This window comes from Pseudomonas folii (assembly GCF_014357575.1).
Taxonomy (GTDB): Bacteria; Pseudomonadota; Gammaproteobacteria; order Pseudomonadales; family Pseudomonadaceae; genus Aquipseudomonas; species Aquipseudomonas folii.
Map to the genome: position 1 here is coordinate 1 of NZ_JACONW010000101.1, position 22014 is coordinate 22014.

Below are 22014 nucleotides of genomic sequence, written 5' to 3' on the forward strand. Positions count from 1 at the left end.
GATGTGTGGGATGTGTCTGACGACCGCCCGTAGGACCGGCTTTAGCCGGGAGAGCGGTATTTCTGGCGAAGGAAAATTATCGGATTACCAGCGCCCTCCCGGCTAAAGCCGGTCCTACGGTTACGGTTAAGCCCTATTGGGTCACCACACCTGTCACTCAATTCCGACCATCGCCGTCGGATTTGATCAAAATTTGTGCTATATTCCGCGCCCGCGATTTTTCCAACGTGCAAACGTAGGTTCCGACATGCAAGCAGCCAAGCCGTTATTTGACTATCCGAAGTACTGGGCCGAATGTTTTGGGCCCGCTCCTTTCCTGCCAATGAGCCGGGAAGAAATGGATCAGCTTGGCTGGGATTCCTGCGACATCATCATCGTGACCGGTGATGCGTACGTCGATCACCCATCGTTTGGCATGGCGATCATCGGCCGGCTGCTGGAGTCTCAGGGCTTCCGCGTCGGGATCATTGCCCAGCCGAACTGGCAGTCCAAAGACGACTTTATGAAGCTCGGCGAGCCGAACCTGTTCTTCGGTGTCGCTGCAGGCAACATGGACTCGATGATCAACCGCTACACCGCGGACAAGAAAATCCGTTCCGATGATGCCTACACGCCAGGCGGCATGGCGGGCAAACGTCCGGACCGCGCCAGCCTTGTGTACAGCCAGCGTTGCAAGGAAGCCTACAAGCACGTGCCTATCGTGCTGGGTGGCATCGAAGCCTCGCTGCGCCGCATCGCCCATTACGATTACTGGCAGGACAAGGTCCGCAACTCGATCCTCATCGACGCCGCCGCCGACATTCTCCTGTATGGCAACGCCGAGCGCGCAATTGTCGAAGTGGCGCAGCGTCTGTCCTACGGCCACAAGATCGAAGACATTACTGATGTGCGCGGCACGGCGTTTATCCGCCGTGACACGCCTAAAGACTGGTACGAAGTGGACTCCACCCGCATCGACCGTCCGGGCAAGATCGACAAGATCATCAACCCGTATGTGAATACCCAGGACACCCAGGCCTGTGCCATCGAGCAGGAAAAGGGTCCGGTTGAAGATCCGAACGAAGCCAAGGTCGTACAGATTCTGGCCAGCCCGCGCATGACCCGTGACAAAACGGTCATCCGTTTGCCGTCAGTAGAGAAAGTTCGTGGCGACGCAGTTCTCTACGCTCACGCCAACCGCGTACTGCATCTGGAGACCAACCCGGGTAACGCCCGTGCTCTGGTTCAGAAGCATGGCGACGTTGACGTCTGGTTCAACCCGCCTCCGATTCCGATGACCACTGAAGAAATGGACTACGTGTTCGGCATGCCCTACGCACGCATCCCGCATCCTGCGTACGGTAAGGAAAAAATTCCGGCCTACGACATGATTCGCTTCTCGGTGAACATCATGCGTGGCTGTTTCGGCGGCTGCACTTTCTGCTCGATCACCGAGCACGAAGGCCGGATCATTCAGAACCGCTCCGAAGAGTCCATCATCCGCGAGATCGAAGAGATTCGTGACAAGGTTCCGGGCTTCACCGGGGTGATTTCCGACCTCGGCGGCCCGACCGCGAACATGTACCGCATTGCCTGCAAGAGCCCGGAAATCGAATCCGCCTGCCGCAAGCCGTCCTGCGTGTTCCCTGGCATCTGCCCGAACCTGAATACCGATCACTCGTCGCTGATCCAGCTGTATCGCAGTGCTCGTGCTTTGCCGGGTGTGAAGAAGATCCTGATTGCTTCCGGTTTGCGCTATGACCTCGCGGTCGAGTCGCCGGAATACGTCAAGGAACTGGTGACCCACCACGTCGGTGGCTACTTGAAGATCGCCCCGGAACACACCGAGGAAGGTCCGCTCAACCAGATGATGAAACCGGGCATCGGCAGCTATGACAAGTTCAAGCGCATGTTCGAGAAGTACTCCAAGGAAGCGGGCAAAGAGCAGTACCTGATTCCCTACTTCATCGCGGCCCACCCGGGCACCACCGATGAAGACATGATGAACCTGGCCCTGTGGCTCAAGGGCAACGGTTTCCGTGCCGACCAGGTGCAGGCGTTCTATCCGTCGCCGATGGCTACTGCGACCGCGATGTACCACTCTGGCAAAAACCCGCTGCGCAAGGTCACCTACAAGAGTGATGCGGTAACCATCGTGAAAAGCGAAGAGCAACGCCGTCTGCACAAGGCGTTCCTGCGCTATCACGACCCAAAAGGCTGGCCGATGTTGCGTGAGGCACTGACCCGCATGGGCCGCGCCGACCTGATCGGTTCGGGCAAGGATCAACTGATCCCGCTGCATCAGCCCACCACCGACAGCTACCAGAGTGCCCGACGTAAAAACTCGACACCCGCTGGCAGCCACAAGGTCGCCAAGGAAACCACGAGGATCCTCACCCAGCACACCGGCTTGCCACCTCGCGGCAGCGATGGCAGCAAACCCTGGGACAAACGCGAGCAAGCCAAGGCCGCCGCCGAGGCGCGCAACAGGCAGGCCGCCAAAGAGCGTATGGATGCTGCGAAAGGCAAAGGGCCAAAGCCGCCGAAGCGCAAGCCGGTCGTTCCGCGCTAACAGTGTGATTCTGTGTACTGGACGCCAACCTTCGGGTTGGCGTTTTGCGTTGTGACTTCAGGTTTTGACGTTCTACCGGAAGAGCCTGCGGATCTCGTTTTCTCCCCGATAACAACCCGCCTGACGCACACTGAAAGCAAAACAAGACTCTTCCCACGCGACGACACAGTTAGTCCTACATCCAGTGGGGCGGCCTGAGCCTATCCTCGGTTTCTTCAACAGAAGCGCTAGCGTTGCTAGCCGCCTAAGTCAGGGAGATCGCGGTGCTCATTATCAATAACAATTCAGTGAGAGCTCAGGGTGTCATCTCAACTGTGGACAGCAGGCCCTCAGCCATAGCAAACATCGTTGCTGGCGAGGTGACTCATCAGACGAGCACCGATAGCTCGGTTTCAGTCCTCGCTCGTCAGATTAGCGCGGCTGCTTCGCGTGCCCAGGCCAGGGATGCCTCCCTAGACCCGCAGGCACTTGGGCAGAAGGCGTCGCAAGTGCTCAACGAGCTATTGGGCGGTCCTCATCAAGTCCAGCAATCCAATATGTCCGCCAAACCTTTTCAAGGTATGCCCCGAGATCAGTTGGCTTTGATAGCGTATGACGAAGGTGGTGATTTTTCTGTCGCAGACCGTGTGGCAGCCCTGCAAGAGTCCTCCAGTCAGGAACAGCTCTGGCGACAGAGTGCGACTCAGCACGCACTGCTTGAGTACGGCGACACCGGGAAGATGACCGGCTTTTTTAATGAGGCGTTCACTCATTTCAAGTCACTGGCACCCATTGAGCAAAGCCAGTATCCGGTTGGTTATGCTGTTGATTTGCAGCAGAAGATTGAGCTCAATTCGGGCAGCAAGATGTCGCTGAGCGAAATGGGCGCAGCGAAGCCTCTGGAGGTTATTCAACGATCACTTCCCGAGCCGGCCTTTACTCAAGTATCGAGGTTGAGCGAGCAGCCGAAAGTTGTCCCCCCATCGCAAGTTGATGTAGCTGCCACTCAAGCCAATAAGGTGGGTCGCCAGTTAATGGTGGAGCGTTTGTTCGGAGTGCGTGAGCCCGCCATTGCCGATGCGTCGAAAGGTTTAAAGTTCGGGGACCTTTCCCGTAACGAATGTGAGTACCTCACGAAAGAAGATCGCGAGCTGCTTTCTGATATCTATGCTTATGCTCAAGGTGAGGATGTTGACATGGAATATGTTGATGGGGTCGCTCGTTCTCTTGGACATTATCGGATGTTTGGACATTTCAAGTCGGATTTTAACAAGTGCAATTACGATCTCCAGGGTTGGAAGTTGACGGTTGCTTTTCCAGAAGAAGATGCAGCTGTCGCGTCGCGTATATTGAATGGCGCCGCTATAAATAGCACACGGCTCGATCCGGAATTTTTGCGATATGCGCTGACTCCAACTTCTGGCGCGCTGGGGAATTTTGGATATTTTGAATTCATGGAACATGTCGTGACGAAGTTCTCTGATGAATCTAATACAGCAGCTCCTGTGGAGAGCACGTTCTCTAGCTATGTGCCCAGGCCAGGGGAGGAGTACTACGTAATGACGACCTCGAGTACGGTCAGGATGGCGCATTTCGATCCTGATGTTATCAGCGAAAATGGTGTATGGCGTCTCACTGAAAAGGGTCGAGCACTGGGCATTGAATTGGAAGAGGGGAGCGGTAAAGCGGCTCAGTCTCATCTGCAGCTTGTACGGACCAGGACGGGGCTGGAGATATTACGCGAATGGCCCGGCAATGATCTTCACCCAAGAGAGCCGGGTTGGCTTGGTAGTCTATGGGATCGGCTTGGAGAAATGTAAGACTTGCACCATCCTCTGCTTACAAAGGCGCGAGTCACTTGATCGCGCCGCATTAGCGCAGCGGTGCTGCTGATCGGTTTTTATTTAATACATATGTATGTCGCGCGACGTGGGCGGTTGAGTAAGCTTGGGGTACTAAGCACAATACTCAAGGAATGACTCATGAAAAAAATTATAGCAATCACGCTTGTTGCTTTGTCAGCCAATACGTTCGCAGTAGAGAGTTCCATTACCAAGTCTGAAGTGCCCGACCGGATTGTGGTCGCCAAAGCGGGCGTTGGTCTGTCACAGTTTTCGATGATGACTATGGATTTCCCCAGAAACCAACGTTATTTGCCGAAAAGGCTGGAGAGCATAAATTGGACTAGTACCTACTATCCAAATAACACAGGTGAGAGAGTTCACATATGTTACACCCGGCCAGGAAGAGCTGGTTACGACCAGTGCGAAGAAATTTCCAAGAACTCTTCAGGCTCGATTGAGGCTTTTAATCACCATAGTTTTGACAGGTTTGCGAGAATTACTATCAAGCATTTGGTCAGTGGCGGACAAAACCAGGGAGCTCCCGCTGGTGAGGACTCAATAACCGTTAACTACAGTTACTAATAGTCCACTCACGCGATTTTCTAACTCACGCGACAGTTTAATTATCCTCACTTTTTCTCCAACGACTCCCAGTGGCAGCGAATTCATTCACAACGCACCACGTCAGACGCGATTGATTTCAGCTAGTCCCGCCGTCGTCAATGAATTCGCCGCCACAGATGATCACGATCTGCTCAGTCCCCTCGACGCCTGCTCGCTCACAAATTTTCCCTCCCTATGCCTTATTTCTGTGCAACGCTTGCACCGCGGGGCACGGTAGGCGCTTTAATAGTGCCTGGTTCTGCCTCGCCATCGAGGAACCGCCGTATTTGCCCGGATGGCATAAGTCTTGCGCGGTTCCATTACCGTCCAGGCTCGCAGGAGGCACGCCGTGTCGATTCACATTGCCTTGCACCACGTCACGCATTACCGCTACGAACGAGCGGTTGAACTGGGTCCGCAGATTGTCCGCCTGCGTCCTGCGGCCCACAGCCGCACCCGGGTTTTGTCGTATTCACTGAAAGTCCTGCCTGAAAATCACTTCATCAACTGGCAGCAGGACCCTCAAGGCAACTACCTCGCGCGCCTGGTCTTTCCGGAAAAGACCAACGAGTTGCGTGTTGAAGTTGACTTGGTCGCCGAAATGGCGGTCTTCAACCCGTTCGACTTCTTCCTCGAGCCTTATGCCGAGAAGATCCCGTTCTTCTATGCCAGCGAAGAGCAGCGCGAACTGGCGCCTTATCTTGAAAAGCTTCCGCTGACGCCGAAGTTTGCTGACTATCTGGCCAGCATTGACCGCACGCCATTGCCTGCCATCGACTTTCTGGTGGGGCTTAACCAGCGTCTGAGTCAGGACATCGATTACCTGATCCGCATGGAGCCCGGCGTACAAACCCCGGAATTCACGCTGGAAAACGCGTCCGGCTCCTGCCGCGACTCGGCCTGGTTGCTGGTGCAGTTGCTGCGTCACCTGGGTATGGCTGCACGTTTTGTGTCTGGCTACCTGATTCAACTCAAGGCAGATGTTGAAGCCCTTGATGGGCCGTCCGGCACCGACGTCGACTTCACCGATCTGCACGCCTGGTGCGAGGTGTATCTACCGGGAGCAGGTTGGGTCGGCCTTGATGCCACCTCAGGTTTGTTCGCGGGTGAAGGACATATTCCTCTGGCGTGCAGTCCGGAGCCATCGTCGGCAGCGCCGATCAGTGGTTTGGTTGAACCCTGTGAAACCGAATTCAGCCATGAAATGTCAGTGGAACGAATCTGGGAAGCGCCTCGCGTTACCAAACCGTACACCGAAGAGCAATGGGCCGAGATTCAAGCGCTGGGCCATCAGATTGACCGCGATCTGACTGACAACGATGTGCGCCTGACCATGGGCGGCGAGCCGACGTTCGTCTCTATTGATGATCGCGACGGCGCCGAGTGGAACACTGCTGCGCTGGGGCCGAAAAAACGCGCTCTGTCGGCTGAGCTGTTTCAGCGCATGCGCAAACACTATGCGCCGCTGAGTATCGTGCATTTTGGCCAAGGCAAGTGGTACCCGGGCGAGCAGTTGCCGCGCTGGTCGCTCAATTGCTTCTGGCGCAAAGACGGGCAGCCTGTGTGGCACAACAATGCATTGATTGCCGAAGAAACCGAAAACTACGGCGCGACGGGCGAACTGGCTGGAAGGTTTTTGGCCAGCGTGGCTGAACGCCTGAAAGTGCCGACGCGTTTTGTGTTCCCGGCCTACGAAGACAATTTCTATTACCTGTGGCGTGAGGGCGCACTGCCTGCCAACGTCAGCGCCGAAGACTCACGCCTCAGTGACGAACTTGAGCGTGCACGGCTGCGCAAGGTGTTCGCTCAAGGGCTGGACAAGGTTATCGGTCAGGTCCTTCCTCTGGCGCGCTCCGTTGACGGTGATCGCTGGCAGAGTGGTCGCTGGTATCTGCGGGACACCCATTGCCGTCTGGTGCCCGGTGATTCAGCGCTGGGCTATCGTTTGCCGTTGGCATCGCAACCGTGGGTCAAGGCGGCGGAATATCCGTTCATTCATCCTACCGACTTCAACCAGGACTTCCCCGAGCTGCCTGATGATGGGCAAGTTCAGGCGCAACTTACCGGGCTTACAGAACAGCTGGACGCCAACGCTGAGCGTATGCCAAAGATCGACGAGTCGGCCGACTGGCTGACGCGTACGGCGCTGTGCGCCGAAGCGCGGGAAGGGCGCTTGTATGTGTTCATGCCGCCGCTGGAAAAACTCGAGTATTACCTGGAGTTGGTGTCGGCCATCGAAGCCAGCGCCGAAGAGCTGAACTGCCCGATTCTGCTTGAAGGGTACGAACCGCCAAGCGATCCGCGTCTGGCAAATTTCCGTATTACGCCTGATCCGGGCGTTATCGAAGTCAACGTACAGCCGTCTGCTTCCTGGGATGATTTGGTTGAACGCACGGAGTTTCTCTACGAGCAGGCGCGGCTGACGCGACTGACCACCGAAAAATTCATGATCGACGGCCGACACACCGGCACCGGCGGCGGCAACCACTTCGTTCTGGGTGGCGCGACGCCTGGAGATTCGCCGTTCCTGCGCCGCCCCGACGTGTTGCGCAGCCTGCTCAGTTACTGGCACAACCATCCCTCGCTGTCGTACCTGTTTTCCGGGCTGTTCATCGGTCCGACCTCTCAGGCACCACGGGTCGATGAGGCGCGTAACGACTCCCTGTACGAGCTGGAAATTGCATTCGCGCAGATGCCCAAACCCGGTGAAGAAGTTGCGCCCTGGGTTGTTGACCGGCTGCTGCGTAACTTGCTGATCGATGTCACCGGCAACACTCACCGTGCCGAGTTCTGTATCGACAAGCTCTACTCCCCGGACGGTGCCACTGGCCGTCTGGGACTTTTGGAGCTGCGTGCTTTTGAAATGCCGCCGCACGCCCGGATGAGCCTGGCTCAGCAACTGTTGCTGCGTGCGCTGGTAGCGCGTTTCTGGCGCGAGCCGTATGCGCCCGCCAAGCTGGCGCGTTGGGGGACTGAACTGCATGACCGGTTCATGCTGCCGCACTTCATCGAGCAGGACTTTGCAGACGTTATCGAGGAGTTGAACGGTGCCGGTTACCCGGTGCGTGCCGAGTGGTTTGCGGCGCATCTGGAGTTCCGTTTCCCCAAGGTCGGCGATTACGCGGTCAGTGGCACCGAGCTGGAATTGCGTCAGGCGCTCGAACCGTGGCACGTGCTGGGCGAGGAAGGCTCGGCCGGTGGTGCGGTGCGTTACGTGGACTCCTCGCTGGAACGCCTGCAGGTCAAGATTAATGGCCTGCCGCCGAAACGGTATGTATTGACCTGTAATGGCATTGCGATACCGTTGCAGCCCACCGGACGAGTGGGCGAATTTGTCGCCGGGGTGCGTTATCGGGCCTGGCAGCCTGCCAATTGCCTGCAACCGACTATCCCGGTGCATGCACCGCTGGTGTTCGATCTGGTTGATACGTGGATGCAGCGTTCACTGGGCGGCTGCGAGTATCATGTCGCGCATCCTGGCGGGCGCAATTACGAGACCTTGCCGGTCAATGCCAACGAAGCGGAAAGCCGCCGTCTCGCGCGGTTCTTCAGGATCGGTCACACCCCCGGCAAACTGGAAGTGCCACTGCTGAGCATCAACGACGAACTGCCGATGACGCTGGATATGCGTTTGCATTAATAAATGCCCGGCAGTCCACGCCGGTAGGAGCAAACTTGTACGCGAGGATACGTGTCAGGAACGACGCCTCGCGAACAAGTTCGCTCCTGCCGGGGGCAGGTTGATTCAGTCTGTTTTATAAAAATGGTTCCGCCAGCCGGAGCAGCTAACCATCAGCTGACATCCGACTGCGCTACTCTGAAATTTTTAGTCTCTGCCGAGCCTTCCATGCGCGACTTGCTTGACCATTACCCTGTGTTTGCGGGTACCTATCACGAAATGCTTGATGCCGATGGAGCTGTTCGTCCTCATTGGCAGCGCATGTATGAACAGCTGCAACGCAGTACTTCCGCACAATTGATTCAACGTCAGGCGCTATTGGCCCGACAGATTCAGGAAAATGGCGTCACCTATAACGTTTACGCCGATCCCAAGGGCGCGGACCGCCCATGGGAGCTGGATTTACTACCGCACCTGATTCCTGCCGAAGAATGGCAGCAGGTTGCTGCGGGCATTGCGCAACGAGCCAAGGTGCTCAATGCGGTATTGGCTGACCTGTATGGTCCGCAAACCCTGATCGCCCAAGGCCTGCTGCCCGCCGAGCTGGTATTCGGCCACAACAATTTCCTTTGGCCCTGCCAAGGCATCACACCGCCGGAAGGCGCGTTCCTGCACATGTACGCGGTGGATCTGGCACGCACGCCTGATGGTCGCTGGTGGGTGACGGCTGACCGTACGCAAGCACCGTCGGGCGCAGGTTATGCACTGGAAAACCGCCAGATCGTGTCCCGCGCTTTCCCGGAAACCTACCGGGATTTACAGGTTCAGCACCTGTCCGGTTTTTTCCGCGCCTTGCAGGAAACCCTTGCGCGTCAGGCGCCAGCCAATAACGAAACGCCGTTGATCGTGCTGCTGACACCGGGTCGCTTCAACGAGAGCTATTTTGAACATTTGTATCTGGCCCGCCAGTTGGGTTACCCACTGGTGGAGGGTGGCGACCTCACGGTCCGCGACGCGACGGTGTACCTGAAAACCCTCAGCGGTTTGCGTCGGGTGCACGCGATCATGCGTCGTCTGGACGATGATTTCTGCGACCCGCTGGAGCTGCGCACCGATTCTGCGCTCGGCGTGCCGGGCCTGCTGGAAGCGGTGCGTCAGGGCAAAGTGCTGGTTGCCAACGCGCTGGGCAGTGGTGTGCTGGAGTCACCAGGCCTGCTGGGCTTTTTACCAAAGATTTGTCAGTACCTGTTCGACGAGGACTTGATCCTGCCGTCCGTTGCAACCTGGTGGTGCGGCGAACCGCCCGTGCTGGCTCAAGCGCTGGAGAAACTGCCGGATTTGCTGATCAAGCCCGCGTTCCCTTCCCAGAGTTTTTCGCCAGTGTTTGGCCGGGATTTGAATGAAGCCCAGCGTGAGGCCCTCGCGCAACGCATGCAGGCCAGACCTTATGCCTATGTGGCTCAGGAACTGGCGCAGCTGTCTCACGCGCCGGTCTGGCAGGCCGATGGCCAACAGTTACAGCCTCGTGCCATTGGCATGCGTGTGTATGCCGTGGCCAGTTCTGAAGGTTATCGCGTCCTACCGGGCGGATTGACTCGCGTTGCCGCCGAAGCTGATGCCGACGTGGTTTCGATGCAGCGCGGCGGTGCCAGCAAAGACACGTGGGTGCTGGGCGAGCTGTCGCAAACCGGCGAACCCTGGAAAGGCCAGCGCACGTTGGGCGTGCACGACCTGATTCGTCGCGATCCGTATTTGCCCTCCCGCGTAGTGGAGAATCTGTTCTGGTTCGGCCGTTATTGCGAGCGTTGCGACAACAGTGCGCGCTTGCTGCGCATCATGCTCACCCGTTATGTGGACGGTAATGATCCTGAAGCGCTTGAGGCGGCCGTGGCGCTGGGTGAGCGCCTGAACTTGCTGCCTCATGAGGAAGAGGGAGGAACATTGCCTGAGCGGCTTCTCGCGGCCCTTCTCGGCGATGAGTGGCCGTTCAGTCTGCGCGCCAACCTGCAGCGTTTGCAGTGGGCGGCCTCGCAAGTGCGTGGCAAGTTGTCCAGGGAGAACTGGCAGGCACTGGTCGAATTACAGCGTGAAGCGACTAGCCTGGACAGCAAGGATCCAGATTTCGGCGAGCTGTTGGACTTCCTCAACCGGCTGGTCATGTCGCTGGCAGCGTTATCCGGGTTTGCCCTGGATGACATGACCCGGGACGAAGGCTGGCGCTTCCTGATGATCGGTCGACGTATCGAGCGACTGAAGTTTCTCAGCAACAGCCTGGCAGCGTTCCTGCGCAGCGCGGCCGTGACCGATCAGGCCGGTCTGGAGTGGCTGCTGGAGCTGGGCAACAGCAGCATTACCTATCGCTCGCGCTACCTGGCCGTGCCGCAGCTGATTCCGGTGCTGGACTTGCTGTTACTGGATGATCAGAACCCCCACGCGGTGCTGTTCCAGCTCAAGCTGGTGTCCAAGTCCCTGAACCATTTGAACGAAGAGTTCGGCGCGCCTCGTGATGCCAGTCTGGGGACGCTGGTTCGACGCCTGTCGAGTTTCGATCTGGGTTGTCTGGAGAATCCATTGTTTGGTGACAGCAGTATCAAGGCCGTGCTGGAAGGGCTTGCGGACATGTTGCATAGCATTGGTGACGCCAGCGGACAGGTTTCTGATCGATTGGCCTTGCGTCACTTTGCCCACGTCGACGATATCAGCCAACGTACGGTGTCCGTCTGATGAGCGCCCGTTACCAGATTTTCCACGACACGCATTACAAATACGACAGCCCGGTTTCGCTGGCCCAGCAGTTGGCGCACCTGTGGCCGAGACCCAATCCCTGGCAGCGCTGCACTGAGCAGCAGTTGCTGGTCAGCCCGATTCCGACGATTCGCCGTGATGAGTTCGACGTGTTCGGCAACCCGCTGACCCGGCTGGCATTTGAGCGACCTCACGATGAGCTGGAAGTGAATGCGCGCCTGCAGGTCGAAGTCCTTGAGCGCTCGCCGCTTAATTTCGATCATTCGCCTGCGTGGGAAATGACTCGCAGCATCATGACCTACAACGCCCGGCCGATGTCAGCGGACATCATGGAAGCCTGTCGCTATCGTTTCGAATCGCCTTACGTGCATTTGAAGCAGTCATTCATCGAGTTCTCGGCAGATTGCTTTGTGCCAAGTCAGCCGCTGATGTGGTGTGTGCAGGCATTGATGGAGAAGATCTTCACCGAGTTCACGTTTGACGGTGAAGCTACGCAAGTGGCGACCCCGCTGGTCGAGGTGCTGGAAAGCCGTCGTGGCGTCTGTCAGGACTTCGCCCACTTGATGCTGGCTTGCCTGCGCTCACGCGGGTTGTCGGCGCGCTACATCAGCGGTTATCTGCTGACTCAGCCGCCACCGGGTCAGCCAAGACTGATCGGCGCGGATGCGTCCCACGCGTGGGTGTCGGTGTTTTGTCCGGTGCTGGGGTGGGTGGATTTCGACCCAACCAATAACGTGCAGCCTGCACTGGAACACATCAGCCTGGCCTGGGGGCGCGACTTTTCAGATGTGTCGCCGTTGCGGGGGGTGATTCTGGGCGGTGGCAGTCACGACCCGGAAGTGCGGGTGACGGTGATGCCGATTGAGGGGGGGAGGTGAATAACCTCTTGCTCCCGGCTAAAGCCGGTCCTACGGACTCAATGCAATCGTAGGAGTGGCTTTAGCCGCGAGAGGGACAGCAGGTACGCTGCAATTGCTGGTTCAGAAAAAATGTGCTCCCGGCTAAAGCCGGTCCTAAGAGAACAAGCTTTATCAGCTGGCTGGTTTGTCGTCAGTGCTGGTCTGTTCTACTGGCGCAGCTTCGTCGGTCGCTTCAGTCGCTTCGGACTCGCCTTCAGCACTGGTTTCGGCCAAGGCAGCGTTTTTGCGCTGTAGCTTTTCCTCTTTCTTCTGCTCTTTGGCCAGATCTCGCTGACGTTTCGCGAAGGAGTAGTTAGGTTTAGCCATGGGCGATCCTCTGTTAAGGCAATTAATGGCGTCATTCTGCCTGAGAACGGCGTCGGGCACACGGCGTTGTGTGTCCTCTGGTCCAAAGCCTTGATTCCAGACTCCTGTTTTTCGTTACTAAATCGTTATCAAAACGGGTTTGATTCCTCAGCACTGCTGCCAGTGGCACCGCACGCGTAAGCGGCGAGCAAACTACGGAAAAGGCTGTTGAGCTGCATGATGGTCATCCTGAAAGGTGGCGATGAGGCATATTGCACCGTGATCCGAACGTCGCCTCTTTGATTGTCTCGATGCCCTCGATAGCTAACTGCCACTGAGCCTTGTTGACGCAGGTCATTGGAACCTGGCGCCATATCAGGCAGTCTTTGCCGGAATAAACAAAATACCCTGCCTTGGAGATTCCCCATGATTCGCAAGCTTGTTGCTGTATCCCTGCTGACATTGGCCAGCGGGCAATTGCTGGCGGCAGAGTGCAGTACGACAGTCGACTCCACCGATCAGATGTCCTTCAACACCAAGGCCGTTGAAATCGATAAAAGCTGCAAGACCTTCACGGTCAACCTCACGCATTCCGGCAGCCTGCCAAAGAACGTCATGGGCCATAACTGGGTGCTGAGCAAAGAAGCCGATATGCAGGCTATCGCCACCGATGGCTTGGGTGCCGGTATCGACAAGCAGTATCTGAAAGAGGGTGATGCCCGCATCATCGCGCACACCAAAGTGATTGGCGCTGGCGAGAAGGATTCGGTGACGTTTGATGTATCGAAGCTGGACCCGGCCGAGAAGTACGGCTTCTTCTGCTCGTTCCCAGGCCATATCGGCATGATGAAAGGCACAGTGACGCTGAAGTAAGCGTTACCTTCGCACCCCGGTGTCTATGGCCCCGCGCTGTCTCGCGGCAAACATAGGACCTGTAGGAGCTGCCGAAGGCTGCGATCGCGGTGTATCAGGAGAAACGCTTCGCAGCCTTCGGCAGCTCCTACAGAAAATGCATTTCAATTCACTGGATTGCATTTTGTTTGATGAGAGCTAACTTGTTGGCGAGGCGATGTGTCAAGTGAAACGCTTCGCGAACAAGTTCACTCCTATAGGGACCTAACCTACATCAAGGCGCGTACGGCAACTCCCGCTTGTGCTGGGTCTTGGCGTAGGTGTCACAAATGATCTTGAACGCTTCTTCACGCACCGGCTCGCCGTGCAGGAAGGCGTCGATTTCGGCGTAGGTCACACCGTGTGAGGCTTCGTCCGGTTTGCCGGGCACCAGGTCTTCCAGGTCGGCAGTGGGGACTTTCTCCACCAGCGATTCCGGCGCACCGAAGTGACGGGCGATTGCGCGGACCTGATTCTTCACCAGCCCGCTCAGCGGTGCGAGATCGCACGCGCCATCGCCGAATTTGGTGAAGAAACCCATCACCGCTTCCGCTGCATGGTCGGTCCCGATTACCAGGCCCTGATGAGCGCCAGCAATGGTGTACTGCGCGACCATGCGCATGCGGGCTTTGGTGTTGCCGAGTACGAAATCCACAGCACTGGCATGTTGCCCCTCAAATGACTTGATTTCGCTCGCCATCGCCTTGACCGCACCGCCGATGTTCACGGTGTGACGAACGTCCGGGTTGATGAAGTCCACTGAAGCCTGAGCTTCGTGTTCGTCATGCTGGACGAGGTAAGGCAAGCGCACTGCGATGAATTGATAGCTGTCGTCACCGGTGGTGGTGCGCAGCTCTTCAACAGCGCGCTGAGCCAGCAGCCCGGCGGTCAATGAATCCACGCCGCCGCTGATGCCCAGCACCAGCGTTTTGAGCCGGGCGTTGGTCAGGCAGTCCTGAATGAAAACGATACGCCGGGCGACTTCGGCTTGAAGTGCATTTTCGTCGGCGAAAGGCGGTTGCACCTTGAGCTGCTCGGCGATCTGGAGCTGTACGGCTTGCATGATTCACTCCTCGGTAAGGATGGGGGCGACGGATTCTGTTTGCGGATCAATCCGCCACTTTGAACACATGTCGCAGGTACGAGACGAAGTTAGGGTCCTTGCATTGCGTCTTGCCGGGCTCGTCGGAGATTTTCGCAACAGGCTGCCCGGCGCAGGCGGTCATCTTCAGGACGATACTCATGGGTTCGACGCCCGGGATGTCTGCGGTCAGGTTAGTGCCGATGCCGAAACTGACATTGATACGACCGCGCAGTGCACGAAATATTTCCAGTGCCTTGGGCAACGTCAGGCCGTCGGAGAACACCAGTGTCTTGCTCATCGGATCAATGCCGAGCTTCTGGTAATGCGAGATGCATTTTTCGGCCCACTTCACCGGATCACCGGAATCATGGCGCAGACCGTCAAAAAGCTTGGCGAAATACAGATCGAAATCCTGTAGGAAAGCGTCGGTGGTAATGCAGTCCGTCAGGGCGATCCCCAGCAATCCCCGGTATTCGTGCACCCAGCAATCAAGCGCAGCGCTCTGGCTGTCGATCAAGCGTGGCCCGAGTTGCTGGTGAGCCATGATCCATTCGTGGGCCATGGTGCCCAACGGTTTCAGATCAAATTTGCGTGCCAGCTGCACATTACTGGTGCCGACGAACTGGCCGGGGAAGTCGCGCTTGAGCACGTCGACGACTTCTTCCTGAACACGGTATGAGAAGCGGCGACGGGTGCCGAAGTCAGCGACCTTGAGTTCGGCGAGCTCGTCAGCCTGGGCATTGGCGGTCAGCCAGTCGAACTTGCGATACAGCTTGTCTCGCGCCTGACTGAGCAGGATATCCGGATGACGATGGCGGTTGCGCACTTCACTGACAATCGCCAGAACCGGCACTTCAAAAAGGATCACATGCAGCCATGGCCCTTGCAGCCGAATGCACAGCTCATCATTTTCGATGGTGGTTTTCACATAGCGCGTATTGAAGCGGAACAGGCCAAGAAACCTCAGGAAGTCCGGCTTCATGAAGTTGATGCGCTCCAGGAAGTTCAGCTCGGGAGCGGTCAGCGACAGCTCGCACAGCTTCTGGATCTGTTGCTGGATTTCACCCAGATAAGGACGAAGATCCTCACCGTTGCGGCAGCGAAATTCCCACTCCACGTCGACGTTGGGGTAGTTGTGCAACACCGCCTGCATCATGCTCAGTTTGTACAGATCGGTATCGAGCAGGTTTTGCACGATGCGATTCGAGAAAGCGCTCTCGCTCATTGGGTCGCTCCAGCAGGACCGGCCGCCAGACGCGGCCAAACGAAAATGAATCAAGTGGTCACGGCGTCCCGTGGCAGAGCCATCGAGCGCTCATTGAGCTTGTTGTTGATAATGACCGACATAATGCCAGTCAGTGCGGGATAGGGGCAGTTTTCTTTGGTAGGGGGAGGGTGGTGCGCTTTCTGGATTGGAACAGGATCCACAAATACTGATACATGTCGTGGGACCGGCTTTAGCCGGGAAGAGGCCCGTCCAGTCACGACATATTCATCGTCAGTCATGCAGTCTTCCCGGCTAAAGCCGGTCCCACGCCGAAAGATGCAGGCCAACATAAAGTTTCCCGCTGAGGCATGTCATTGCCAGGCAAAAGCGCTCTTTCAGCGCACCGCAGCAACCGCCGGGAAATTCAGGGTGAATTTGCCGTTGGGGGTTTGATCACGAAACCGCTCCATCACGGCTTTGAGTTTTTTCGCTGATTCTTCGTCAGTGGCGTAGTAAAAAACGCTGGATGCTGCGGCCGATGCGCGAGGGATGGTCAGGCGCATCTCTGCTACTTCAATCCAGTTCTTCGGCCTTTCGGGGAACCACTCGTTGTAAACAAACGCGTAATGCACGTGTTTTTCGTCCATCAGGGTTGTCATCCAGTCCGCATCGTTGCGCGTCTTGCGATAGTGAAGCGCCTGGATACTGCCCAGCCCCCATAAATCCAGAATATATTGATTGCCATTGAGCGCGACCAGGCCCAGGTCATTGACGGCAACCGGTTCGCCCAGTGCTCTTACGATCTCTCCGCTGGAATACTGCTGGTTATAAATCGCCGCCGAGGAAAGAGGCACCCGCAGCGTCGTGTACACCGGAATCGCAAATGCAATCGGTAGCATCGCGAACAGCGCAGTCATGTAACGCGCATTCATGCGCGTGACGCAGGCGTAGATCACGAATACGCCAACAAAGGTCAGCCAATAGGCTTCATAGCGGCCTTGCCCTGATCGACCAAACAACGTGTGCAGCGCCGCCACAGTGAGCAGCATCAGGATCAGAGGCTTTCTGTCGAAGAACAGCACACACACGAATAACTGAGCAAGCAAGACCCAGCCATAGGCATCCAGCTGGTTGGTGACATTGAAGAACAGCGCGGCCAGCCCCGTACCGGTTTTTGCCTGCACGGAAGAAGGTATGTAGCCAAGCCCCAGATGACTGAGGAACAGCGAGAACGCGATCACCAGCGCACCGATGAGTGCTGCGCTGACGACTGTCGCGCGTCGTTCGCCATGCCAGAACAGATAAGCCAGCACAGGCAATGAAACGGCCAGCCCCTCATAGCGCACCAGCGGCAATAAAATCAGCGCGACGTAGACGGGCAGAGGTGTTGTGGCTATCTGGCCGAACTCTTTTTTCACCACCGCGCAGGCTATCAAGGTCACGAGATAGACCTGCAGCGTGTGCTCCATCCCCGCGAAAATCAGGCCGTAGAGATTAGTGGCGAGGAAGAACCCACCGAGAATCAGGACCTTGCTCACTGGATGCAAACCGTCGAGCAACCTGAGCAATGGGCCGATGGTCATGAACGCGAAAATCAGATTGAGGAAAAATGGTGCCAACACCATCCCGTTTCCCAGAACGGCAAAAGGTGCGAGCAGGAAGGGCCAGAGAATGCTTGAGGACGGCGCCGAAAACTCGCCTGCATTGATACCGTAATGGCCGCTGAACATCTGTTTGGCCAGTGCGAGGTGAATGTAGGGATCGTCCAGCGTGTAAATGAACATCCCGTGGTTGTTGATCAGGATCGCCAGCGTCATCAGCATCACCGGCAACACGAGCAAAATAACCGTCAGGTGCCTGTCATTGAGCCAGGTCTGGGAGTTTGCTTTTGCAATATTAGCGGTCGCCATAGCGTCATAACCTGTCAGGGGATCAAGTCAGGGAAACTACGTAGCGATCGACATGCGCAGCGCGAAGGCTTCTACCCAGGGTTGCAGGAATATAGGTTCAACGCCGGGCAGCACACAGCCATAAAAAACTATTTGATGGGTGGAAGCAGCCGTAATGCTGGCGTCAGGATTTGGTGGAGAGCTGGAGGTTTAGGCATGGGCGCGCAGGGCTTACGCGCTAGCGGCCAATGCCGCCCTACGCAATTGCTTACAGCCTCTCGGAGCTGTGCGTCGTGGGACCGGCTTTAGCCGGGAAGGCGGTATTACTGACGGCTTGTTCTAGTGACTGCACTGGCCTCTTCCCGGCTAAAGCCGGTCCCACGACATCGCGCCAATATTTCAGGTCGCATTTCCTACAATAAAAGCGCTCCCGTGACAGAAAAAACAATTAGGGGTTGTAGGACTTTTCTTAAAGTTGCCGCTAGTCTTGTTGTTTGGGCTTATTTGATTGATGGTGTGCGAAGTTGAATTTAAGCTTCGGCAGCGTTCCGAAGTGGGCGTAGTTTTTTACTTTTCATTTGAATCTCCCGGGCCTGCCATGAAACTACCGATGATCGCTATGTTTATTCTGATCTTACTTATGGGTTGCGACAAAGAGCGTTCGCCCGATAGTGATAAAGCAGGGCGTTACGCGACTTTGTATTTTGATAAGCCCGTCAATCAGCTTTACATGGAGCCGGGGAGAGCTGCCTTTACGCTTTATCCTGATAATGTAATCGAATCGCTACGTGGTTTGGGTGTTCAGGTTGAAGGGCTCGATTTTCAGCTTGATAAGAAGCAATCCAGCATCATACATATTGCTATCAAGGATGAGTCATTTGGGCCTGATCAGCAGCAGGCGCTTAAGCAGGCTTTGCAGGATGTTCTTGAGGCCAAGCGGATGCCTGCTTTCAGTGGTCACGTAATAATGGATTCGGAATCTTCAGACTTTAAAGTGGGGCAGCCTCAGCTTTACGAACGTTCAGATAACGGCGTTTACATTCATCCGCAGTCGGAGTTAACAATTCAGGTTAGATATAAAAAAGATTTTAAAATTTATTATGGGAAGCCTGAGTTTTATTGTTATGTTGTTTCGCGGATAAAACATGATCTCCCCTTCGAAATGGCTGTGCTGATGCCCGGTGATAGGGGCACTTTTCTCAATATGGCCGTGATGACATGGAGTCAAAAATATAAACGTGTTGCAGTTAACTTTAATAGCGCAGATATGCGTCGGTTGCTTTCTGAGGGTAAGCTCGAGTTAGGAGTTAAGTCGCTCAGTCTCTCAGGTCAGATGGCCGAGGTAAGCGTTCTGGCAGGCAGTCTTGGAGCTCACTCTTACGGCCTTTATGAACATAAGGCGCTCACCACACTTTCATCCGATCTCTACGATGAGTTGACATCTAAATGTCAATTAATGGTGACGAAGCTCGGCCGACCATTCACGTTTCAGTTTGGGGATGGTCTCGATCGGTTGAGGGACGTCGTTTATACGGAGCAGCCTGCAACCTGATCGTTGATCGTCATTTTTATGAAATCTGCCGCATCGCAAGCATCAAACCCGCAGGAGCGCAGGAGCGCAGGAGCGCAGGAGCGCACGAGCAACACGAGGCCGCGATAGCCTCCTGCCTGATACACTGCTATCGCGGCCTCGCGGTGCTCGTGCGCTCCTACAGAAACTGCGTTTATGCTCCCCCCAACTGCTCCAGCATCCACTTCGCAAAATCCCTGATCTTCGGCACTTCAGCAGCATGCTCCGGGTAGGCCATGTAGTACGCGTCGCTGCTTGGCAAGGCGTGTTGCCATGGGATGACCAGCTTGCCGTCGGCCAGTTCTTCTTCCACCAGAAAACGCGGCAGCAGGGCGACGCCGCAGCCGACCTGTGCAGCCCGAATGCACATGTAAAAGGTTTCGAAGCGTGGCCCGTGGTAGCTGTGTTCGGTGTGATAGCCCTGACTGTCGAACCAGTCATGCCAGCCTTGCGGGCGATTGGCGTTTTGCAGCAGGACCAGATCGGCCAACTGTGTCGGATCGGTAAACGGTGTAGCGGGTAACGCGCTCGGTGCGCAGACGGGCACCAGTTCTTCGCCAAACAACCGAATACTTTCCGCTCCCGGTCGTGCGCCCTGGCCGAAGTAGAACGTGAAATCGCAGCGGCTTTGAATCAGGTCATCGTTTTCCTGCTCGTTAACCACATCCAGATGAATATGCGGGTGGCGCAGCCGCCAGCCCTTTAAGCGCGGCACCAGCCAGCGTGCGCCGAAGGTCGAGGGTGTGGAAACCCGCAGCACCTCGGTTTCGCCGCCATAGGAGCGCAGGAAATGAGTGGACATCTCCATCTGGCTCAGAATCTTGCGCACTTCGCCCAGATACAGCGCCCCCGCCGGGGTCAGTTGCAAGCGGCGACGCACCCGGCGAAACAGTAAGTGCTGCACCAGTTCTTCAAGCTGCGCCACTTGCTTGCTGACCGCACTTTGCGTGAGGTTCAGTTCCTCGGCCGCGCGCGTGAAGCTCAAATGCCGGGTGACCGCCTCGAAGCATTGCAGCGCGGTGATGGACGGCAGGTGACGTCTGTTGAGCATGTTCTGGCCTTTTCCGATCTTGATACTGCGAGCATGAATAAAAGGAATGATATCTCGCCTAATGGTCGTTTGTTGATGGCGTTAAGGCCAGTTATTACTAGAGCCTGAAGATTTACCGTTATTTCAGCATTCCCGAAATCAGGAGAGAACATGCTTACCGACCTGCTAACCCGCCTCGGTGTCGACCCCGCGAAATATCAGAAGGGCGACCAGCCTGTTCATACCCCCATTGACGGCAGTCGCATCGGCGCTGTGAGTTGGGAAGGGGCCGCCGAAGTCGAGCAGCAGGTCACCCGTGCCGACGCTGCTTTTCAGGCGTGGCGCAAGGTTCCGGCTCCGCGCCGTGGTGAGCTGATTCGTCTGTTCGGTGAAGCGCTGCGCAAGCACAAGGCTGATCTGGGTGAGCTGGTTTCCTGGGAGGCTGGCAAAATCACCCAGGAAGGTCTGGGTGAAGTGCAGGAAATGATCGATATCTGCGACTTCGCCGTCGGCCTGTCCCGCCAGTTGTACGGCTTGACCATCGCCTCTGAGCGTCCAGGTCACCACATGCGTGAAACCTGGCATCCGCTGGGTGTGGTCGGCGTGATCAGTGCGTTCAACTTCCCGGTCGCGGTCTGGTCCTGGAACACCGCGTTGGCGCTGGTGTGCGGCAACTCGGTGATCTGGAAGCCGTCTGAGAAAACCCCATTGACCGGTCTGGCCTGTCAGGCGCTGTTCGACAAGGTGGCGGCTGACTTCGCGGATGCGCCGGAGTACCTGGCTCAAGTGATCATCGGTGGTCGTGATGCGGGTGAAGCGCTGGTCGATGATCCGCGTGTGGCCCTGATCAGTGCAACCGGCAGCACCCGAATGGGGCGCGAAGTGGCTCCGAAAGTGGCCGCTCGTTTCGCTCGCAGCATCCTCGAACTGGGCGGTAACAACGCCATGATTCTCAGCCCGACAGCCGATCTGGATCTCGCCGTACGCGCCATCCTCTTCAGTGCTGTAGGGACTGCCGGACAGCGCTGCACAAGCCTGCGTCGTTTGATCGCCCATGAGTCGGTGAAAGCCGAAATCGTCTCGCGACTGAAAACTGCCTACGAAAAAATTCGTATCGGTCACCCGCTAGAAGGGAATCTGATCGGCCCGTTGATCGACAAACACAGCTATCAAGCCATGCAGGACGCGCTGGAGCAGGCGACGAGCGAGGGTGGCAAGGTGTTTGGCGGCAAGCGCCAACTAGAAGATAAATTCCCTAATGCCTATTACGTATCTCCAGCCATCGTCGAGATGCCAGAGCAAAGCGAAGTCGTGCGCGACGAGACTTTCGCGCCGATTCTGTACGTGGTGGGCTACGAAGATTTCAACGAAGCGCTGCGTTTGAACAACGCCGTGCCGCAAGGTCTGTCGTCGTGCATTTTCACCACGGATGTGCGCGAGGCTGAGCAGTTCATGTCGGCGCTGGGCAGCGATTGCGGTATCGCCAACGTCAACATCGGTCCGAGCGGTGCAGAAATTGGCGGCGCGTTCGGTGGCGAGAAAGAAACCGGTGGCGGTCGCGAGTCGGGCTCCGATTCGTGGCGCGGTTACATGCGCCGTCAGACAGCGACCGTGAACTACTCGCTGGAACTGCCGTTGGCGCAGGGCATTACGTTCGATTGAGGTCTGTTTCCAGCTAGATAGCATGGCCTGTAGGAGCCAACTTGTTGGCGAGGCGTCGGACCTGCATTGTCAGGATTTCCGCCCGTCAACGAGTATGCTCGAGTCAACTACCGTAGGCTGCTGAAACATATTTCT

14 protein-coding genes are annotated in these 22014 nt (G+C 56.6%); 9 read left to right on the forward strand and 5 right to left on the reverse strand.

The window, feature by feature from the left end:
* Positions 1 to 247: 247 nt before the first annotated feature.
* The 6 genes from H8S59_RS18830 (at position 248) to H8S59_RS18855 (ending at position 12219) form a co-directional block, all read left to right on the forward strand.
* On the forward strand, positions 248 to 2551 hold the full coding sequence (locus H8S59_RS18830) for a YgiQ family radical SAM protein (protein WP_095092339.1): 2304 nt from the start codon (positions 248 to 250) through the stop codon (positions 2549 to 2551).
* Positions 2552 to 2814: 263 nt separating this feature from the next.
* Positions 2815 to 4350 (forward strand): hypothetical protein, encoded by a 1536-nt coding sequence (locus H8S59_RS18835; RefSeq protein ID WP_187522410.1) that lies wholly within the window; start codon positions 2815 to 2817, stop codon positions 4348 to 4350.
* Between the two features lie 162 nt (positions 4351 to 4512).
* Positions 4513 to 4956 carry a hypothetical protein gene (locus tag H8S59_RS18840; RefSeq protein WP_187522411.1) on the forward strand — a complete coding sequence of 148 codons (444 nt, stop codon included), beginning with the start codon at positions 4513 to 4515 and terminating at the stop codon, positions 4954 to 4956.
* 370 nt (positions 4957 to 5326) lie between these two features.
* Positions 5327 to 8617 carry a transglutaminase family protein gene (locus tag H8S59_RS18845; protein ID WP_187522412.1) on the forward strand — a complete coding sequence of 1097 codons (3291 nt, stop codon included), beginning with the start codon at positions 5327 to 5329 and terminating at the stop codon, positions 8615 to 8617.
* A 207-nt stretch (positions 8618 to 8824) separates the two neighbouring features.
* Positions 8825 to 11320 (forward strand): circularly permuted type 2 ATP-grasp protein, encoded by a 2496-nt coding sequence (locus H8S59_RS18850; RefSeq protein WP_187522413.1) that lies wholly within the window; start codon positions 8825 to 8827, stop codon positions 11318 to 11320.
* Positions 11320 to 12219 (forward strand): transglutaminase family protein, encoded by a 900-nt coding sequence (locus H8S59_RS18855; protein WP_095092334.1) that lies wholly within the window; start codon positions 11320 to 11322, stop codon positions 12217 to 12219. Before H8S59_RS18850 ends, H8S59_RS18855 begins: the two co-directional genes overlap by 1 nt.
* Positions 12220 to 12372: 153 nt before the next feature.
* Here H8S59_RS18855 and H8S59_RS18860 read toward each other — a convergent pair whose 3' ends face one another.
* Positions 12373 to 12567 carry a hypothetical protein gene (locus tag H8S59_RS18860; RefSeq protein ID WP_095092333.1) on the reverse strand — a complete coding sequence of 65 codons (195 nt, stop codon included), beginning with the start codon at positions 12565 to 12567 and terminating at the stop codon, positions 12373 to 12375.
* Positions 12568 to 12972: 405 nt separating this feature from the next.
* Here H8S59_RS18860 and azu point away from each other — a divergent pair, with 405 nt between their 5' ends.
* Positions 12973 to 13419 (forward strand): azurin, encoded by a 447-nt coding sequence (gene azu, locus H8S59_RS18865; RefSeq protein ID WP_095092331.1) that lies wholly within the window; start codon positions 12973 to 12975, stop codon positions 13417 to 13419.
* Positions 13420 to 13672: 253 nt separating this feature from the next.
* Here the strand turns inward: azu and nadE are convergent, their stop codons facing one another.
* The 3 genes from nadE to H8S59_RS18880 all read right to left on the reverse strand — a co-directional run bounded on the left by nadE (position 13673) and on the right by H8S59_RS18880 (position 17638).
* Entirely contained in the window at positions 13673 to 14500 is an 828-nt protein-coding gene (nadE, locus tag H8S59_RS18870) for an ammonia-dependent NAD(+) synthetase (RefSeq protein ID WP_187522414.1), read from the reverse strand.
* A 46-nt stretch (positions 14501 to 14546) separates the two neighbouring features.
* Entirely contained in the window at positions 14547 to 15746 is a 1200-nt protein-coding gene (gene pncB, locus H8S59_RS18875) for a nicotinate phosphoribosyltransferase (protein ID WP_095092329.1), read from the reverse strand.
* A 377-nt stretch (positions 15747 to 16123) separates the two neighbouring features.
* Positions 16124 to 17638 carry a hypothetical protein gene (locus tag H8S59_RS18880; RefSeq protein WP_187522415.1) on the reverse strand — a complete coding sequence of 505 codons (1515 nt, stop codon included), beginning with the start codon at positions 17636 to 17638 and terminating at the stop codon, positions 16124 to 16126.
* 577 nt (positions 17639 to 18215) lie between these two features.
* Here H8S59_RS18880 and H8S59_RS18885 point away from each other — a divergent pair.
* The gene (locus tag H8S59_RS18885; RefSeq protein WP_187522416.1) at positions 18216 to 19169 is read left to right on the forward strand and encodes a hypothetical protein; all 954 of its coding nucleotides are present in this window, start codon (positions 18216 to 18218) and stop codon (positions 19167 to 19169) included.
* Positions 19170 to 19341: 172 nt separating this feature from the next.
* Here the strand turns inward: H8S59_RS18885 and H8S59_RS18890 are convergent, their stop codons facing one another.
* Positions 19342 to 20238: a LysR family transcriptional regulator gene (locus H8S59_RS18890; RefSeq protein WP_187522417.1), complete on the reverse strand. Its 897-nt coding sequence runs from the start codon at positions 20236 to 20238 to the stop codon at positions 19342 to 19344.
* Positions 20239 to 20388: 150 nt separating this feature from the next.
* Here H8S59_RS18890 and amaB point away from each other — a divergent pair, with 150 nt between their 5' ends.
* Positions 20389 to 21879 (forward strand): L-piperidine-6-carboxylate dehydrogenase, encoded by a 1491-nt coding sequence (gene amaB, locus H8S59_RS18895; protein ID WP_187522418.1) that lies wholly within the window; start codon positions 20389 to 20391, stop codon positions 21877 to 21879.
* Positions 21880 to 22014 lie beyond the last annotated feature (135 nt).

What these genes read in the sequence shown, in the direction of transcription:
- H8S59_RS18830 (WP_095092339.1), top strand. Translation starts at nt 248, where the DNA reads ATGCAAGCAGCCAAGCCGTTATTTGACTATCCGAAGTACTGGGCCGAA.
- H8S59_RS18840 (WP_187522411.1), top strand. Translation starts at nt 4,513, where the DNA reads ATGAAAAAAATTATAGCAATCACGCTTGTTGCTTTGTCAGCCAATACG.
- H8S59_RS18850 (WP_187522413.1), top strand. Translation starts at nt 8,825, where the DNA reads ATGCGCGACTTGCTTGACCATTACCCTGTGTTTGCGGGTACCTATCAC.
- H8S59_RS18855 (WP_095092334.1), top strand. Translation starts at nt 11,320, where the DNA reads ATGAGCGCCCGTTACCAGATTTTCCACGACACGCATTACAAATACGAC.
- H8S59_RS18860 (WP_095092333.1), bottom strand. Translation starts at nt 12,567, where the DNA reads ATGGCTAAACCTAACTACTCCTTCGCGAAACGTCAGCGAGATCTGGCC.
- azu (WP_095092331.1), top strand. Translation starts at nt 12,973, where the DNA reads ATGATTCGCAAGCTTGTTGCTGTATCCCTGCTGACATTGGCCAGCGGG.
- nadE (WP_187522414.1), bottom strand. Translation starts at nt 14,500, where the DNA reads ATGCAAGCCGTACAGCTCCAGATCGCCGAGCAGCTCAAGGTGCAACCG.
- pncB (WP_095092329.1), bottom strand. Translation starts at nt 15,746, where the DNA reads ATGAGCGAGAGCGCTTTCTCGAATCGCATCGTGCAAAACCTGCTCGAT.
- H8S59_RS18880 (WP_187522415.1), bottom strand. Translation starts at nt 17,638, where the DNA reads ATGGCGACCGCTAATATTGCAAAAGCAAACTCCCAGACCTGGCTCAAT.
- H8S59_RS18885 (WP_187522416.1), top strand. Translation starts at nt 18,216, where the DNA reads ATGAAACTACCGATGATCGCTATGTTTATTCTGATCTTACTTATGGGT.
- H8S59_RS18890 (WP_187522417.1), bottom strand. Translation starts at nt 20,238, where the DNA reads ATGCTCAACAGACGTCACCTGCCGTCCATCACCGCGCTGCAATGCTTC.
- amaB (WP_187522418.1), top strand. Translation starts at nt 20,389, where the DNA reads ATGCTTACCGACCTGCTAACCCGCCTCGGTGTCGACCCCGCGAAATAT.